Source organism: Rhodopirellula europaea 6C (genome assembly GCF_000338295.1).
Lineage (GTDB): Bacteria > Planctomycetota > Planctomycetia > Pirellulales > Pirellulaceae > Rhodopirellula > Rhodopirellula europaea.
Genome location: NZ_ANMO01000154.1, coordinates 1 through 16,815, shown reverse-complemented (window position 1 = coordinate 16,815; position 16,815 = coordinate 1). Strand labels below are relative to the sequence as shown.

Annotated in this window: 8 protein-coding genes; 7 read left to right on the top strand and 1 reads right to left on the bottom strand. The window is 55.9% G+C overall.

Going from position 1 to position 16,815, the window contains the following annotated elements; all coding sequences use genetic code 11:
* Positions 1 to 305: 305 nt before the first annotated feature.
* Positions 306 to 1,751 carry an alkaline phosphatase PhoX gene (locus RE6C_RS16105; protein WP_039962284.1) on the bottom strand — a complete coding sequence of 482 codons (1,446 nt, stop codon included), beginning with the start codon at positions 1,749 to 1,751 and terminating at the stop codon, positions 306 to 308.
* A 396-nt stretch (positions 1,752 to 2,147) separates the two neighbouring features.
* Between RE6C_RS16105 and RE6C_RS16090 the strand changes: the two genes are divergently transcribed.
* The 7 genes from RE6C_RS16090 to RE6C_RS16055 all read left to right on the top strand — a co-directional run bounded on the left by RE6C_RS16090 (position 2,148) and on the right by RE6C_RS16055 (position 16,638).
* Positions 2,148 to 3,731, top strand: coding sequence for an alkaline phosphatase D family protein (locus tag RE6C_RS16090; RefSeq protein ID WP_008658166.1), 1,584 nt, complete (start codon positions 2,148 to 2,150; stop codon positions 3,729 to 3,731).
* 603 nt (positions 3,732 to 4,334) lie between these two features.
* Positions 4,335 to 8,342, top strand: coding sequence for a PVC-type heme-binding CxxCH protein (locus tag RE6C_RS16080; RefSeq protein WP_008658161.1), 4,008 nt, complete (start codon positions 4,335 to 4,337; stop codon positions 8,340 to 8,342).
* Positions 8,343 to 8,663: 321 nt separating this feature from the next.
* Complete coding sequence (locus tag RE6C_RS16075; protein ID WP_008658160.1) at positions 8,664 to 9,851, top strand: sialidase family protein; 1,188 nt, start codon at positions 8,664 to 8,666, stop codon at positions 9,849 to 9,851.
* A gap of 280 nt (positions 9,852 to 10,131) precedes the next feature.
* Positions 10,132 to 11,610 carry a family 43 glycosylhydrolase gene (locus RE6C_RS16070; protein WP_008658158.1) on the top strand — a complete coding sequence of 493 codons (1,479 nt, stop codon included), beginning with the start codon at positions 10,132 to 10,134 and terminating at the stop codon, positions 11,608 to 11,610.
* Between the two features lie 148 nt (positions 11,611 to 11,758).
* A complete protein-coding gene (locus RE6C_RS16065; protein ID WP_008658157.1) occupies positions 11,759 to 12,718 on the top strand; it encodes a hypothetical protein in 960 nt (319 codons plus the stop codon).
* A gap of 272 nt (positions 12,719 to 12,990) precedes the next feature.
* Positions 12,991 to 14,583, top strand: coding sequence for a CsgG/HfaB family protein (locus RE6C_RS16060; protein WP_039962280.1), 1,593 nt, complete (start codon positions 12,991 to 12,993; stop codon positions 14,581 to 14,583).
* 396 nt (positions 14,584 to 14,979) lie between these two features.
* On the top strand, positions 14,980 to 16,638 hold the full coding sequence (locus RE6C_RS16055; RefSeq protein ID WP_008658155.1) for a Na/Pi cotransporter family protein: 1,659 nt from the start codon (positions 14,980 to 14,982) through the stop codon (positions 16,636 to 16,638).
* Positions 16,639 to 16,815 lie beyond the last annotated feature (177 nt).

Sequence of the window (16,815 nt, the reverse complement as noted above, 5' to 3'; positions counted from 1 at the left end):
CCCACCCCCCGAAAGAACCTCGGCAACACGCAAAATGGCGTCGCAAACTTAGGAAACTTCGTTGTTCTGATGCTTACGATGTTCAAGGTGAAAACCATGAAGAGATCGCAGAATACACCGTCTTGGGGTCCCCCGAAGGTCAAAAAGCGCGAAAATCCACCTCCGTCGCCGAAATGGAGTTCCGACAAACATTGCCGTCCTCAAAGGAGGAAGAAAACGACACAACTGATTTGCCAGCTAGCGAGACCAGCCGGTATCAACCATTCAACCTTTGGACGGATCCCCAGCTCGCCGCGCCCGGGAACTCAAGCGAAGGCGTCTTTCCAGGGTCCCGTGATGGCACAGGTGATACCGGGGCTTTGCAAATTGACGAACAACCATTTCCCATCGGGACTGAACGTCGCTCCGGCCCACTCTTTGGTTCGGAAGTCACCCTGGAAGCCGTTCTTTTCTCCATGGAGCTGAACGTTGTTTTCCGCCAACAACTTCAATCGTCCATCTTGCGAAAGCGTGAACGCTCGTTGCGGATACTCGTTGGCTCCGTAGTCATTGTCTTCGCACAACACCAAACCACCTTGAGGACTGACGCATAGGTTGTCGGGCATGTTCAAGGTTGGCTTGCTGGGCGATTCAAACAACAACGTCAACGTTTGCTGCTTTGGATCGAACTGCCAAATTTGGCCCGCCTTCGCCGCACCACCACTGGTCGCGTCGAAGTACACGACGCCGTTGCCGAACCAACACCCTTCGAGGCGTGAGAACGCCGAGCCACCTTTCGCCTGCCCCTGTCGGAAGACACCCAACTCATCACCGATTTCGCCTTCTTTCGAAACGTTCTTCAGCGACTCAGGACTGTGAGCCAGCGTTGGGTCATCGATCAAGTGCCAACGCACATCGAACTGGGTACCGTTTTGGAAACCGCCACGCAGGTCAGACTGACCGACGACTTCCGCCATTTCCAAGCGTCCGCCATCGGCCAACTTGCCAGGCGTGTTGGGCAAGAAACGATAGAAGCCCGACGTCGAACGATCTTCCGTGAGATACACGATGCCGCTGTTTCGATCGATCGCAACGGCTTCGTGAACGAAGCGTCCCATGTCTTTCAATGGCACCGGATTGCCATCGTCATCGGTGTGGCCGACTTCGAAGACCCAACCGTGAGTCTTCTCGAACGTGCGAACCTTGTCGGCCTTGTAGTGGTCGGCATCGAGAGGTCCCAACACGGTCTCCTCAGCGGTCAGCCAAGTTCCCCACGGTGTCACGCCACCGGCACAGTTGCGACTGGATCCGGAGAACACCACACGGCTGTCGAGCCATTCACCTTTGGCACTGTCAAACCGCAACTCGGTGCAACCGCCTTGAGCTCGACTGTCATAGGCATGCCCCGATTTGATCGCGATCGCTCGACCGTCGTCGCCGATTTCGTGGTTGCGACAAAGCGTCAACACATCGCCCTCACCGGAGATCACTCCCATCCCATCATGAGCGGCCGGGGTCGGCGTTCCATCGGCCATGATGTCACCCGTCCAACCAAACGTGCGATACCGGAACCCTTCCGGCAATCGCAACAGCGGCAACCCCGTCGTGTCATCCGATGTGGGTCGCAAAGTTGATACGGCATCGGGCTGCTCGCCTCGTACCACACGTTGCCCCAATCCGGCCAAAGCCGCAGTCACACCGAAAGAACCCAAGGCGGAAAAGTTGTCGCTGAGAAATTGTCGACGATTGCGATCGGTCACGATGCAGACCACTCCTATCGGAAAGGGATCGTATGGAGGCAGATCAGCCCAGCCGATCCATTGAAACTGGCTTGGATAGAACACGGCTGCGGGACACTTGATCGCCCACTGCCGATTTCGCGACAGAGTATCGAATTTGTGTTCAAACGCATCTCGCTGTTTTGCACCAAACGACAAACTTCATGGTTTGTTCATAAAAGCCATCGACCGAATTTGTGAAGTTTTCCCGAAATCGAAGCATGCAACCGCGGATCACATTGGTTCAAAATGAGCGATCGATACACTTCCCGCAAAATGGCCGCCAGAGCCTGCGGGGGCGATCGAAATTGCCTTCCTGTCTTCACCGGCTGACGCGATGCCATTTGATTTTCGTTTTGCCGATCCCGCCTGACACACACCGAGCCACCCATGTCACGACCAACCCACGCTGATCGAGTCTCTTCCGCCGCCTGGAATCGTCGGCGGTTCCTCGCGTTCACCGGCGCACTGCCCACCTATGTGCTCTCGACCCAACACGCCTGGGCCGATGCCAAGATCTCTTTCTCAAACAACCCGTTCAGCCTAGGCGTCGCATCAGGAGATCCCGACCATCGCGGGATGGTGCTGTGGACTCGCCTGGCACCTTCGCCGTTGCTTCCCGATGGTGGCATGCCGGCCCAAAACGTCGAGGTGACCTGGGAAGTCGCAACGGATGACTCGATGCGAAACGTCGTTGCATCGGGCACTCAACTGGCCACACCTCAACTGGGTCACTCCGTCCACGTCGAACTGAACCAACTCGAGTCCGACCGATGGTACTGGTACCGATTCAGATGCGGCGACGCTGAAAGCACGATCGGTCGCACCCGCACCATGCCACTGCCGCACCAGCTGCCCGACAAAGTTCGCTTTGCCGTCACCTCATGCCAAAACTACGAACAAGGTCTCTACACCGCCTACGAGCAAATGGCGGCCGACAACGTCGACATGGTCTTTCACCTAGGCGACTACATCTACGAATACGAAGCCGGTCGCAATGGAAAAGTCCGAACTCACCATGGTTCTGAAATCATGTCACTGGGTGACTACCGCGTCCGCCACGCTCAGTATCGATCGGATCCATTGCTGCAAAACATGCACGCTCAATGTCCTTGGTGGCTGACGTGGGATGATCATGAGTTTGACAACAACTGTGCTTGCGACATTTCAGAAGAGTCAGGCGTCGACTCACTCTCGTTCCTTTCGCGACGAGCCAACGCCTACCAAGCCTATTACGAAATGATGCCGCTTCGCTTGCGTCAGATTCCTCGTGGCAGCGACATGCGTTTGTATCGCTCCGGCCAATTTGGACGACTGGCTGAGTTCTCGATTCTGGATACCCGTCAGTACCGAACCGACCAACCCAATGACGATCGCAAGAGCCCACTGAACGAAGCCGCCTTGGATCCAACTCAATCGATGTTGGGAACAAAGCAACGCGGATGGTTGTCTCGCAACCTGATCCGATCAACCGCCACTTGGAACGTGCTGGCACAACAAGTCATGATGGGAATGGTCAACCGTTCCGGCGATCCTGACGATCCTCAATTCTCGATGGATCAATGGCCCGGCTACGCTCACGAACGGATGGAACTGCTGAACTACATTCGCGACCGACAAGTCAGCAATCCTGTTGTCTTGACCGGCGACATTCACTCCAACTGGGCCAACGAACTTCGCGTTGACGACCGGCAAACGGAACAAGGTCTCGTTGCCACTGAGTTTGTTGCGACTTCGCTATCCAGCGGAGGCAACGGCCCGGACAAACCCAAGAACCTCGACGCGGTGCTGGCAGAAAACGCTTGTGTCAAATGGCACAACGCCGAACGCGGCTACATCCGCTGCGACGTCACGCCGGATAGCTGGAAGTCCGACTACATGGTTGTCGACGATGTGTTGAAACCAGGCGGCAAAACATTCGCTCGCACTTCCTTCGTTGTCGAATCAGGTTCCCCCAAACTGAACCAAGCCTGATCACGAAGATCGTCTTGTTGCACTTTGGCCGGTGACTTCAACAGTCACCGGCCGGATGCTCGATGCTTGACCAAGCAGTTGGCCAACTTCTCCAACGAGCACATGTTGTCCGAATGCCAAAATCAAATTTGCCATTCGGATGATGCAGAAATTCCGCCGCCGCTGGAACCTTCTTTCGAGTTCCAGCAACACCCATCGAGCCGACTGCTTGGCTTCATCTGCATTGTGTTGCAATTTGGCGATGTACCTCTTCAGTTGCGGAGGCTTCCAGTTGTCCAGCCAATGTGTTCGCGGGATAGAACAAAGGCCGAGCGTGCAGCGATCGAGACCTGGCGCCGCCGAACGGTGGTTTCCCACATCCGTTTGGTCGGATGGCTTCTTGCCTTCTGAGCACCCAGGATCGATTGCAATCGATCGAGCACGCCGGCTCACTCCATAGACATCCACGCTCGATGGACACGGCAAATGCGACAAATCATCGGACTACCGCTGCCTTCGATGATCCATAAGCTAGGGCGATGAACTAGAATACGACGTTCACCCACCTCCCCACCTCTCACCTTCTTCGGCGAGCAAAACTCGCTGCTAAGAACCTGCCTCAAAATGAAACTGTTAGCCAAAAACAATTTGCGACCACCAGCAAATCAATTGCGACTTTCGACGTCGAAACTGACTCGCGTTGGCCTCGCTTGTGCCACTCTCCTCCTCGCCGGAGGACTGTCGCGGTCGCACGCGGATGACAAGTCCGCTGACGAGTCCGTCGGCCCCGAAGTCATCACGACCGTCACGGACAATGAAACTCAACAAACCAAACGAGTCCGTCCGGAATACCTGCAACCCGTCGAAGTCGAGAGCGATGCTCCCGCCACCTCGCTGCCACTGAAACCATCCCAAGGCGAAACGATTGCCTTCCTCGGCAACGGATTGGCCTCGCGAATGGAGTTGTTCAATGCATTTGAAACAGCTCTCTACAAACAATTCCCGGACAAAGAACTGACCTTCCGGAACATGGGCTTCCCAGGCCACACGCCCGCCTACCGCCCCGAAGCCGGCAAGAAAGACCCGTGGGCATTTCCCGGTGCTGAGAAGTTCCGACCTGAAATCCAAGCCCACTACGGCGAGGGCCATTATCCCAAACCAGACGAATGGCTGACCATTGTCCAAGCACACACGATCGTTGCCTTCTTTGGGTTCAACGAATCCTTCGACGGCATGGACGGGGTCGAAAATTTCAAAAACGAACTACGCGCCTTCGTCGATCACACCCTTTCGCGTTCCTACGAACGTGACGCATCCAAACCACCTCGTTTGGTGCTGGCCACTCCGATCGCGATGGAGCAACACCCCGAGTTCAATCTCCCCAACGCTGACGAGCGAAACGCCATCCTCAAGGCGTACTCGGATGCCGTCGGTGCGGTCGCCGATGAAAAACATGTCGGCTTCATCGATCTCTATACACCCACCTCGCAGTGGTTCCAAACCTCCGACGAACCGCTGACGATCAACGGCGTGCACCTGTCCGAAACAGGTTATCGCAAACTCGCTCCCGTCATCATGCAGCAATTGTTCGGCGCCGACTCCGGTGTCGCCCCCGCCGATTCGCTGTTGCACCAAGCCGTCCAAGACAAAGCGTGGTTCTGGCGCAATGACTTCCGCATGCTCAACGGCGTGCACGCTTACGGTCGTCGCTGGGCTCCCTACGGCAACTTCAACTACCCCGAAGAAATCGAAAAGATCCGTCAAATGACGGTCTTGCGTGACCAAAACATTTGGGCCATCGCTCAAGGCAAATCGTCGACGCTCGAAGTCGATGACTCGATCACTCGGCCTTTGACGTCGGTTGAAACGAACTTCCGCATGAGCGAGAAGAACGGCAACCCGGACTACCTCAAAGGCGAAGAAGAAGCTCTCAAGACTTTCACGTTGCCCGAAGGCTATGAAGTCTCGATGTTTGCCTCCGAGCAAGATTTCCCAAACCTGGGCAACCCCGCCCAAATGCGTTTTGACAACCAAGGCCGCTTGTGGGTTTCGACCCTGCCCAGCTACCCACACTACAAACCGGGCGACTCCAAACCCAACGACATGATCCTCATCTATGAGGACACCGACGGCGACGGACGAGCGGACAAAGAAACCGTCTTCGCCGATGGCTTGCACATGCCGATCGGTTTCGAACTGGCTCCCGAAGGCGTTTACCTTTCACAAGAACCTTTCTTGGTTCTGCTGAAGGACACCGACGGAGACGACCACGCCGACAAGATGGAAGTCCTGCTCGACGGTTTCGATCCTCACGACACTCACCACGCCATTTCGGCATTTGATGTCGACCACGGTGCCGGCATCTACATGTGCGAAGGTCGCTTCCTGCACTCGCAAGTCGAAACGCCCTGGGGCCCCGAGCGCATGACCGACGGTGGCGTTTGGCGATTCGATCCCAAGTCATGGAAGGTCGAACGCGTGATGCAGTCGGATGTCTCCAACCCCTGGGGTGTCGCTCATGACGAATACGGTCAAACATTCGTCAACGATGCCTCCGGCGGATCGCAATACTGGATGCTGGGTTACTCGATCAAGGTCCCGCACTCAAAAGAGATTCCAAAGGTTTCGAAGTTCAATTACGAACACCATGCTCGTCCAACATCGGGCTCGGAGTTTCTCTACAGCCGTCACTTCCCCGATGAAGTCCAAGGCGACTACCTGTACGCCAACACGATTGGCTTCCTCGGCATCAAGCAGTACAAGACGGTGGAAGACGGCGTTGAGATCAAAGGCAAATTCCGCCAAGACTTGATCCAGTCTTCCGATGGCAACTTCCGTCCTTGTGACCTGGAAGTCGCTCCCGACGGAAGCCTGTACTTCATCGATTGGCACAACACGCTGATCGGTCACATGCAACACAGCGCTCGTGACCCGATGCGGAACTCAGAATATGGCCGCATCTACCGCATCACCTATGCGGACCGCGACTTGGTCGAACCGCCAACCGTTGCCGGTGCTGACATCGAGCAACTGTTCGAAAACATGAAGTTGCCTGAACTCAACGCTCGCAAACGCTCGCATCTCGAACTTCGCGGTCGTGACAAACAAGCCGTGCTCGCTGCGGCGAAGAAATTCGCCAGCGACAACGCTGACAACGAACGCTTGGTCCTGGAAGCTCTCTGGGCAACCTGGGGACAACAAGAACCATCCACCGAGCTGATCAACCAGTGCTTGCAAGCCGAAGACCACCGCGTCCGCGCCGCAGCGGTTCGAGTCGTCCGGCACTGTCTGCACTTGCTCGATCAACCTGAGACGTACTTGCTGACCGCCGCGACCGACGAACACCCACGCGTTCGCTTGGAAGCTCTCTCGGCCGGTTCATGGTTAGGTGGCAAACGCGGAGCGGAAGTGTTGCTCACGGTCGCCTACCAGAAAACGGATCGCTGGATTCGCAACGCTCTCAACAGCGCCATGCCGCTGCTCAAAGAAGACGTCGAACAGTTGATCGAAGACAAGCAATTCGATCCAGAAAACTTGTTGGTGGAATACAAGCAGTTGCTCGCCAGCAAATTGGAAGGCGCCGCCAAGCCGAAGGACTACCGAACCAAGTCCGACAAGTTCAAGGACAAGACGTTTGCTCAGACCTACAACCTGGGTCAGCAAGTCTTCTTTGAAGAAGGATCTTGTTACGCCTGCCACCGTGACAACGGCGAAGGCATCGTTCGGATCTACCCGCCACTGGCTGGTAGTGAATGGGTCAACGGCGATTCCGAGCGTCTGATCAAACTCACGCTGCACGGCATCTGGGGAAAAATTCGCGTTCGCGGGAAGGTCTTTGAACCGACCCAAGGCGTGCCCCCGATGACCGCGATCGGCAACATGTTCTCCGACGCAGAAATCGCTGCCGCATTGACGTACGTCCGAAACAGCTGGGGCAATGACGCCAGCGAAATCAAACCGGACGAAGTCAAACGCATTCGTGCCGCGACCGAAGATCGCCAACGCTTCTACAGCCCCGAAGAACTGATCGAGATGCATCCGTTCCCCGAAGGCAGTCGTCCCGAGATGGTGGAAGACGAACCCGCCACCAACCAGCTCGAAAACGAACTCCTCGCAGAATCACTCAGCGATCTGGTTCGTGACGCAACTGAAAATGGCGACGCCATTCGAGGCGCCGGCTACTTCTATGGTTCCAAGACCGCTTGTGCGACGTGCCACGATGTCAGCGAAGGCTACCAGCTTGGCCCTCAACTCACCAAATCTCGTGAGGACATCACGAACGAGCACTTGCTCGAGTCCATCCTGAAACCGTCCGAGAAGATCCTGGAAGGCTACCAAACCGTGAACGTGATCACGGTCGACGGTGCCATCCTGTCGGGCTTCTTGGTCGAAGAAACGGACGACAAGATCACGCTCAGCATCGCAGCCGATCAAGGCAAACCCCGCACCATTCCAATCGATGATGTGGAAGACGTGCTCGAGTCGCAAAACTCGACCATGCCGCCCGGACTCGTCAACATGCTGAAGGATCGACAAGAGTTCTTGGACCTCGCCAAGTTCATCTTCGAAGTCAACGAAGGCGGCACGAAGAAGCTGAACCAGTTGAAGAAGAAAGCGAAGATCAAGAACTGATCCGCAAGGAAGTTCGCTTTCGAAAGACACGTTTCCCCCCTCGCCCGCTTCGAGGTCGTGCAGTTTTCTGCTAGCGTTTTTGGCAGATTTCTACATGGCGTACCTCTCCCGAAACAAAGTTTCGGGAGAGGTCGAGCGACGCCGTTCAGGCGTACGCGAGGGTGAGGGCCGGGCATGGGAAGTGACGAGTGTTACCCTTCCCAGCAACTCCTAGGTTTTCGAACTCGACTATCTTGAAGCCGACGCGAAACTTGCCAGCCAAGTTTCGCGTCGGCTTTTTTATTTGCCTCCCACCAAACCCGCCCCGCCAAGTCCCCTCCCATGTCCCAGCGATTCATCTCCCCACGTTGCCTCGCAACGATCCTGACTTCGATCCTCACCGCCTGCTCGCTCACACCCATTGCAAGCGCGAACGAGCGAACATCGGTGATCCTTCACCGCCAAGGCGATCACGATTGTCATACATTTCGCATCCCCGGTATCGCTCGTTCCAACGCCGGCACTTTGCTGGCGGTTTACGACATGCGTTATGACAGTCGCCGCGATCTCCAAGGCCACATGGACATCGGACTTTCGCGATCCACTGATGGCGGAAAGACTTGGTCCGTTCCAGGTCCGATCATGGACATGGGCACCCACGGAGGATTGCCCGAGAACCAAAACGGATGCTCCGACCCCAATATCTTGGTCGACACGCACACCGGAGAAATCATCGTCACAGCCGTCTGGACACACGGCAAACCAGGCACGCATCAATGGCGTGGCAATGGATCCGAACCGGGACTGGACATAGACACCTCCACCCAATTCTTAGCGGTGCGTTCCACCGACGACGGACAGACTTGGTCGTCCCCCGAGAACTGGACCAAGCAACTCAAGGATCCCAAGTGGTACTTGTTCGCTCCCGCGCCAGGCAACGGAATCACCATGACCGACGGCACGCTGGTGATCCCAACACAAGGCCGCGACCAAACCGGACTTCCGTTTTCCAACCTCATCTATTCGCGTGATCACGGTCAAACATGGACGGTCTCGTCTTTAGCTCGCTCCGATACCACCGAGTGCGCCGTGGCTGAGTTGGCCGATGGTTCGTTGATGTTGAACATGCGAGACAACCGAAATCGCAAAGACAAATCCGATACCAACGGACGAGCCATCAGCGTGACGAGCGACTTGGGCCTGACCTGGACAGTTCACCCCAGCGACCACGGCGCCCTGCCTGAACCTGTCTGCATGGCCAGCCTGATCGCACACTCATTGCCCGATGGTCGCCGCGTCCTGTTCTTCAGCAACCCGAACCACAAAACTCGGCGTGCCAACATGACTGTCCGAGCCAGCCTCGATGACGGTGCAACCTGGCCGTCCAATCGACAAGTCGTCTTGGACACGGAAGGCGGAGCCTACAGCTCGCTCGTGATGGTCGACGACAAAACCCTCGGCATCCTCTACGAATCTTCGCGAGCGGACCTGGAATTCCAAACCATCTCACTCGACGAGTTCGGCTTGTGAAGATCCTCCCAAGCACAAATCTCAATCAGGCGCACGAACGACCGCCATTGCCCGTGCCTTCGATAATGCGTTGCACTCTCCCGCCACAACATTCCCACGTCGCCATACAGTTTCGCGACGGTGAGACTTCAAAATCGAGTTATGATTTATGGCGGGTGCAGGCATCGTTCCAATGGCGTTTCGATTCAACAACTAAAATCAGCTTCGAGAATCAACCGCTTGGTTCGATTCAACTGCCCACCGCTGCTTTCTCCCCACCGCGTCACGACTCCCCTCGCTCATGAAGTCCCAAACAATCCTCGCCGCTTGTCTTCTTCTCGCGTTCCCGTTTGCTGGCGCAAACGCAGCACCACCCGCCGACGGCAACCTGCACGTGATTTTGGGCGGCGATCATGCCGACCCAACGATCGTTCGTGATGGCGAAGACTTCTACATGACGCACAGTTCTTACCGGACCTATCCCGGTCTGACGATTTGGCACTCCACCAACCTGACCGACTGGAAGCCGATTGCAAAAGCCCTCCGTCAAGACGTTGGCACCGTCTGGGCCCCCGACTTGATCAAACACGATGGGCTGTTCTATCTGTACTTTCCATCGAGCGGCAAGAACTACGTCGTCACCGCGGAAGATCCTCATGGATCTTGGTCGGATCCAATCGAACTCGACGTTCCCGGCATCGACCCGGGCCACATCGCGACGCCCGAAGGCGACCGCTACTTGTACATGCACAACGGCAAAGTCGTTCCGCTTTCACGCGATGGATTGAAAGTCACGGGCGATCCCGAACAAAAACACGATGGCTGGCAGTACCCGGCCGACTGGGAAGTCGAATGCTTTTGCCTCGAATCACCCAAACTCATTTTTCGCGACGGTTACTACTACATGACCGCGGCGCAAGGTGGCACGGCCGGTCCCGCGACCAGCCACATGGTCACATCGGCTCGCTCGCGGTCGCCACTGGGGCCTTGGGAAAACAGCCCTCACAATCCAGTCGTCCACACTTGGTCGCGAAACGAAACTTATTGGTCCAAAGGACACGGCACGATCATCGACGACGCCGATGGCAATTGGTACGTCGTCTACCACGGATACAAGAAAGGTGCCTTGCCACACGGACGTCACACGCTGATCGAAGCGATCGAGTGGACGGATGACGGATGGTTCAAACTCAAACGTGATCCCAAGCAAGAGCCCAAGATCATCGAACACCTCAACGGTCCGGTCTCGAACGATTCGTTTGAGTCCTCCGAACTTGGCCTGCAATGGCAACTGACCGGCGCTCACGCGCTGAAGTCTTACCAAGTCGGCGATGGACGCTTTCGGTTCGAAAACCCCGATGATCGAATGCGAACCCTGCAAGTCGTCTCCCCCGAAAAAAACTACGACGTTCGGATCAAACTTGGTGAACGTGATCCCGACGTCGAACTAGGACTTTCAATCTGGTACTCCGAAGCCCGCTTGGCCGGCGTCGCCGTGCAAGGCGACCGAGTCATCATGCGACTGAACGATTCTCGTCGGTCATTCCGTGGCGTCCGAGGTGACAAAATTCGATTCTTGCGAGCCACTCTGTCCAACCAAACCGCCAATCTCTACGTCAGCGAAGACGGCGAGAACTGGACCAAGTGCTCGCGGACTTTCGAGCTGTCTGGATTCGACCACAACGTTCTGGGGAGTTTCTCCTACCTTCGCCCCGCCATTTATGCGGAAGGAACCGGCAACGCAGAGATCCGATCATTTGAGTATTCACCGCTCGACTGAGCTCGTTGGACTCACGAACGAGCGGGCGTTTGATTCTCCATTCGGACTTTCGCTGTGGCACCGTTTCGCTTTCTCGGCCAGGAACTAGAATCGGGAGCCATGGAACCGAAATTCGGACCAATCTGCTCACACCGAACGAGATAACGACGTGACTCACTTTGACGTTTTCAATGGCGACGCGGATGGCATTTGCGCGCTGCATCAACTGCGGTTGGCGGAACCCAAAGACAGCACGCTGGTGACTGGCGTCAAACGAGACATCAACCTTCTCAAACGAGTTCCAGCGGTCTCGGGCGACTCCGTGACCGTGCTCGACATTTCGCTCGACAAGAACCGCGACGAACTCCAACGAGTCTTGGATGCTGAGGTTCCGGTCACCTACTTCGATCACCACTTCGCTGGCGACATTCCCGATTCGCCGCTGCTGTCGACGAACATCGACACCGCCGGCGACGTGTGCACCGGACTGCTCGTCAATCGATTCCTCAATGGTCAATTCTTGCCCTGGGCGGTCACCGCTCTGTACGGTGACAACCTGCACGACGCGGCGAAGTCCGCCGCCGCGCCACTGAACCTCAACGATTCGCAACTCGCGGAACTGGAACAACTCGGCACGCTGCTCAACTACAACGGCTACGGCGGAACACTCGACGATCTCTACTTCGCTCCCGACGACTTGTATCGCAAAGTCCAACCGTACGCGGACCCGTTTGAGTTCATCGCATCGGACACCACCTTTGAAACCCTTCGCGATGGTTTCGACAGCGACATGAAACGAGCGGCCTCGATCGAGCCCAAAATGGCGACCGAATCCTGTGCAGCGTTCCTGTTCCCCAACGATCCATTCTCACGTCGAGTCAGTGGCGTCTACAGCAACCAACTCGCACGCGAAAATCCAGAACGAGCCCACGCGTTGCTGAGCGAACTGCCATCGGGCGATTACCTGGTCAGCGTTCGAGCCCCGCTGGCGACCAAGACCGGCGCCGACGAACTTGTTCGCCAATTCCCAACCGGAGGCGGCCGCAAAGCCGCGGCGGGCATCAACCAACTGCCCGCCGACCAACTGCAAAAATTCCTCGACGCCATGCAGCAACAATTTGCCGAGTAAGCACGGCTTCTCGTCTTTCGCATCTTTGCGTCTGATTCCTCCATGCGAGCCTGACGAAAAAGTGGATCTCGATCATCAGGCAAGCCACTGACGCATTCGTCAGTCGCTTCACGCTGTCAGCAAATTTGACGCCCCCCTCGACGCTGGTACGATAAAGCCCAACGCGACTCCAGAAACAGACTCCGTCTGGAACTATCATGAGGCACTCTCAAATTGAACCGCTCGTCGCTCAGACGCTCTCTATTTCACCAGCCTGATCAATCAATCGCTCCATGGTACCTCACGCCATCCGCTCGCTTGCGTTCAGGCACTTTTTGTTCGTTTTTCTCTTCGGTAACTTCGCTTGCCCACCGGTTTCAGCGCAGGTTTCTTCGCCGCCATTGTTCAAGGTGATCCTGAAGGACAACTCTGAGCCCATTATCGGCACGCTCCTCAAACAAGACCCGACGAGCGTGACGATCCAAGACATTCACACCAAGACGGATGTCAATTTCGAGCGAAGCAATGTCAAAGAGGTTGTCACGCCCTTCGCTTTCGATGACGCGGTGGAATCGATCGGGCTGACAGAAATGTTGAGTTGGAAGATCGCACAAGTTGCCGCGCAACGAAAGCAACCGGGGCGAATCGCGAAAGTGTCATCGCAAGTCATCTATGTCACGCTTGGTACCAACAGCGGAATTCGCGAAGGCACAAAACTGGATGTCTTCCGCAATGAAGGGGAAATCAAAGATCCCGTGAGCGGTGAGGTGATCGCCGTCGAACGTCCGAAGATTGCCGAGATTCAGGTCGTCGAGACCCACGAGAAATACAGCAAAGCCAAACTGTTCGGAAACCTGGAACCCGAGCTGGAGGTCGGTGACGAGGTTGAACCCAATCTCGATCTACGAGTCGCGGTTTGTCCCATTCGCGATCAGAATGGCAACACGGCTGACGAGACTCTTGTCATGGCAGAAGATCTCACGACCAGGCTCGTCAACCGAAGAGTTCCTGTCGTCGATCGTGAATCACTGGGACAAGTCTTGGACGAACTGCTCGTGCAGAATTCCATCCTGTTCGATCCGAAAACCGCCCGGAAACTTGGCAATTTGACCGGAGCAACTCATGTGGTGGCAGGCAAAATCGTCCCCAACGGCCGCACGCGAGGCATCGTTTATGCCCGGCTGATCGATGTACAGACCGGCCGGATCGTCATCGCAACCTCCACCTCCATCAGCTTGCCTCGTGCGCTCGCGGGCTCGGCCCCCAACCGTACGATGGAACAACGAACCCCAGCCCGTACGGTCCGAACCGGCAACTCCTTGGGAGAGTCGCGATCCCTGCCGTCATTCCTCACGACGCGATCGCGTTACCAGAAAGGTGAAGCGGGCGGCATCCGCATTCAGGGCTACAACGAATTCACCTATCGAAACCAAGGAGTCATCTTCACCAAAGACATTGGTTGCGTTTCTCGAGACTTCACGTTTGAAGTGGTTCTTCAATTCGGCCCCGAAGACATGGCTGCAAACATTGGGCTCGGATACGGAGTCGCTGACCGAAGCTACAACGGTTTGAAAGACTCCGTTTATCTGCGGTTGTATTCACCGTCCATGCGAAGTGAACCGGGAGTGGTCAAGCTGAATCGCTTCAAGCTAGGAGAAGAGATCATCGGAGAATTGGCCACCGCGGGACCTCACCTCGTACGGATCACGAAACAAGGCGACACGGTCACATTCCAAGTGGACTCAGGCAACGACGGCCCCTCCGACGATGACTTCGAAACCACGATCGCCAACATCAGAGAATTTGCACCTTTCCTTCATTCGAAGAACTCCCCTCTGTTCTTCGCAGGTGCCGGAGAATTCATTGGCGCATCGATTTCGAAATAGAGTCTCCAGATAGCGCCGGCCATCAGCTTTCGCCGACTCGCTGACCTGACACAGCGTTCCCTGCGACGCTTGCCCCCCGGTGCTTGCATGAAGTCGCAGAAAGTTGATCTGAGTGGGGCCTTCTTCTGGTGTGCCTACAGGCGGCCCCCCAAAAACCGGGAACCAAATCGCCCCGTTTGTTCGTGGGTGAAGAGATTGGAGTGCTGGCTCTCGCTACGGCGCCATCCTGAGGCACGCCAGAACCATTGCACGCACGGCGAAAATGGACCGACCGCCCCCCAAAAGCGACTGACGAGGTTACAATCCCGCCGCATCGCCACGCCTTCATGAATTCTTAACAATCCACCTCTGAAGATTTGGGACGGGAAACCCTTGGATTCTTCCACGCTGATTAAAATGATTTTCGAGCTAGCCGGCGGACTCGGCATTTTTCTTTTGGGCATGAAGCACATGTCCGATGGGATGCAAGCCGTCGCTGGGAACAGCCTGCGTCGATTAGTCGGTGCGGTCACGAACCATCGGGTGTTCGCCACAACTGTTGGCATCATCGTGACGTGCATCGTCCAGTCCAGCTCGATCACGACGGTGATGGTCGTCGGATTCGTCAACAGCGGCGTGATGAATTTGTCCCAAGCAGTCGGCGTGATCATGGGCGCAAACATCGGCACGACCATCACCGGCTGGATCTTGGTTCTGAAAATCGGCAAGTATGGGTTGCCGCTGCTGGGATTTGCAGCGTTCATGTACCTGTTTACCCGCAATGATCGCTGGCGCTATTGGGCGATGTTTGTAATGGGCATCGGCATGGTGTTCTTTGGGCTCGAAGTGATGAAAGACGCGTGTTCAATCATCAAGGAGATGCCTGACTTCGAAGCCTGGTTCGCCCGTTTTCAGGCTGACACCTACGTGGGTGTTCTGAAATGCGCCCTCGTCGGCTGCGTGCTCACTACGTTGGTCCAGTCCTCTTCGGCGACGCTTGGCATCACAATCTCCCTAGCGACCCAAGGCGTGATTTCGTACCCGACGGCAGCTGCTTTGATCTTGGGTGAGAATCTTGGAACAACGATCACGGCCTTCCTGGCATCTCTTGGAACCACCACGAACGCAAAACGTGCTGCGTATTTTCACGTCATCTTCAACCTGATTGGAGTGTTCTGGATCACGTTGATTTTCCAGTGGTACATCCAACTGATCCAAGGCATCGTCGGTGTCGATGTGGCTGAATCAGTCTTGATCGATGGGAAAGAAACTTATCCCAATACGGTCGCAGCCATCGCGGCAACACACAGCGTTTTCAATGTTTGCAACACCTTGCTGTTCATGCCATTCCTGACGCCAATCGTCCGTTTTCTGGAACGGATCATCCCGTCGCTGTCCTACAAAGAAAAACCGCGTCTAACGGATCTGGACATCCGCATCTTGGAAACGCCGCTGCTGGCGATCGAGCAATCACGCAAAGAGATTCTCAAGATGGGCGACGGCTGCTTGAAAATGCTCGACTGGCATTTGGAACTGATGCAAGCCGACGAACCCAACAAGCAACTCGGCGATCGACTGCGACAACGTGAACGAGTGTTGGATTCGGTCCAAGATGAGGTCGCCGCGTTCATCACCAATTTGCTCTCCGGAAACGTCTCGCATGCGACGGCGGAAGAGGGACGCCGACAATTGCGTCTTGCCGACGAATACGAATCCATCAGCGACTACATCGTCAACCTAGACAAGTTTGATCGCAAACTAAGACGCGACGGATTTCGATTCACCGACTCGCAACGGGCAGACCTAGAATCACTCAATCGCCACGTCAAAACTTACACCCACGATATTCACGAGGCTCTGTCAGCCTCCAATCCAAACATCTTGACCAGCACCGATGCCAGCGGCAAACGCATCCGAGATCAAGTGAAGGCTTTGCGTCGCAAACACCTGGAAGAACTTTCCGCCGGCACGATTCCGCCAGTGGTCAGTGTCGCATTCATGGCCGCCCTGAATGCATACATTCGTGTTCGAGACCACGCCCGAAACATCGCCGAGACAATCGCTCTCGAAAAGTGATCCTCGTCTCTCCCATCGCCGGCGGCTGATCCGAAAAAGTGGATCGTCCCACGAGTCGCCACAGGCCAATCGAACGGATGCACCAATGGATGCACCAAACTTAGTCCAACTGGGTCAAATGGAGTCCATTTCTGTCACAATGGGCAACTTGCCCGATTGTGCCGATTTCGGTCTAGA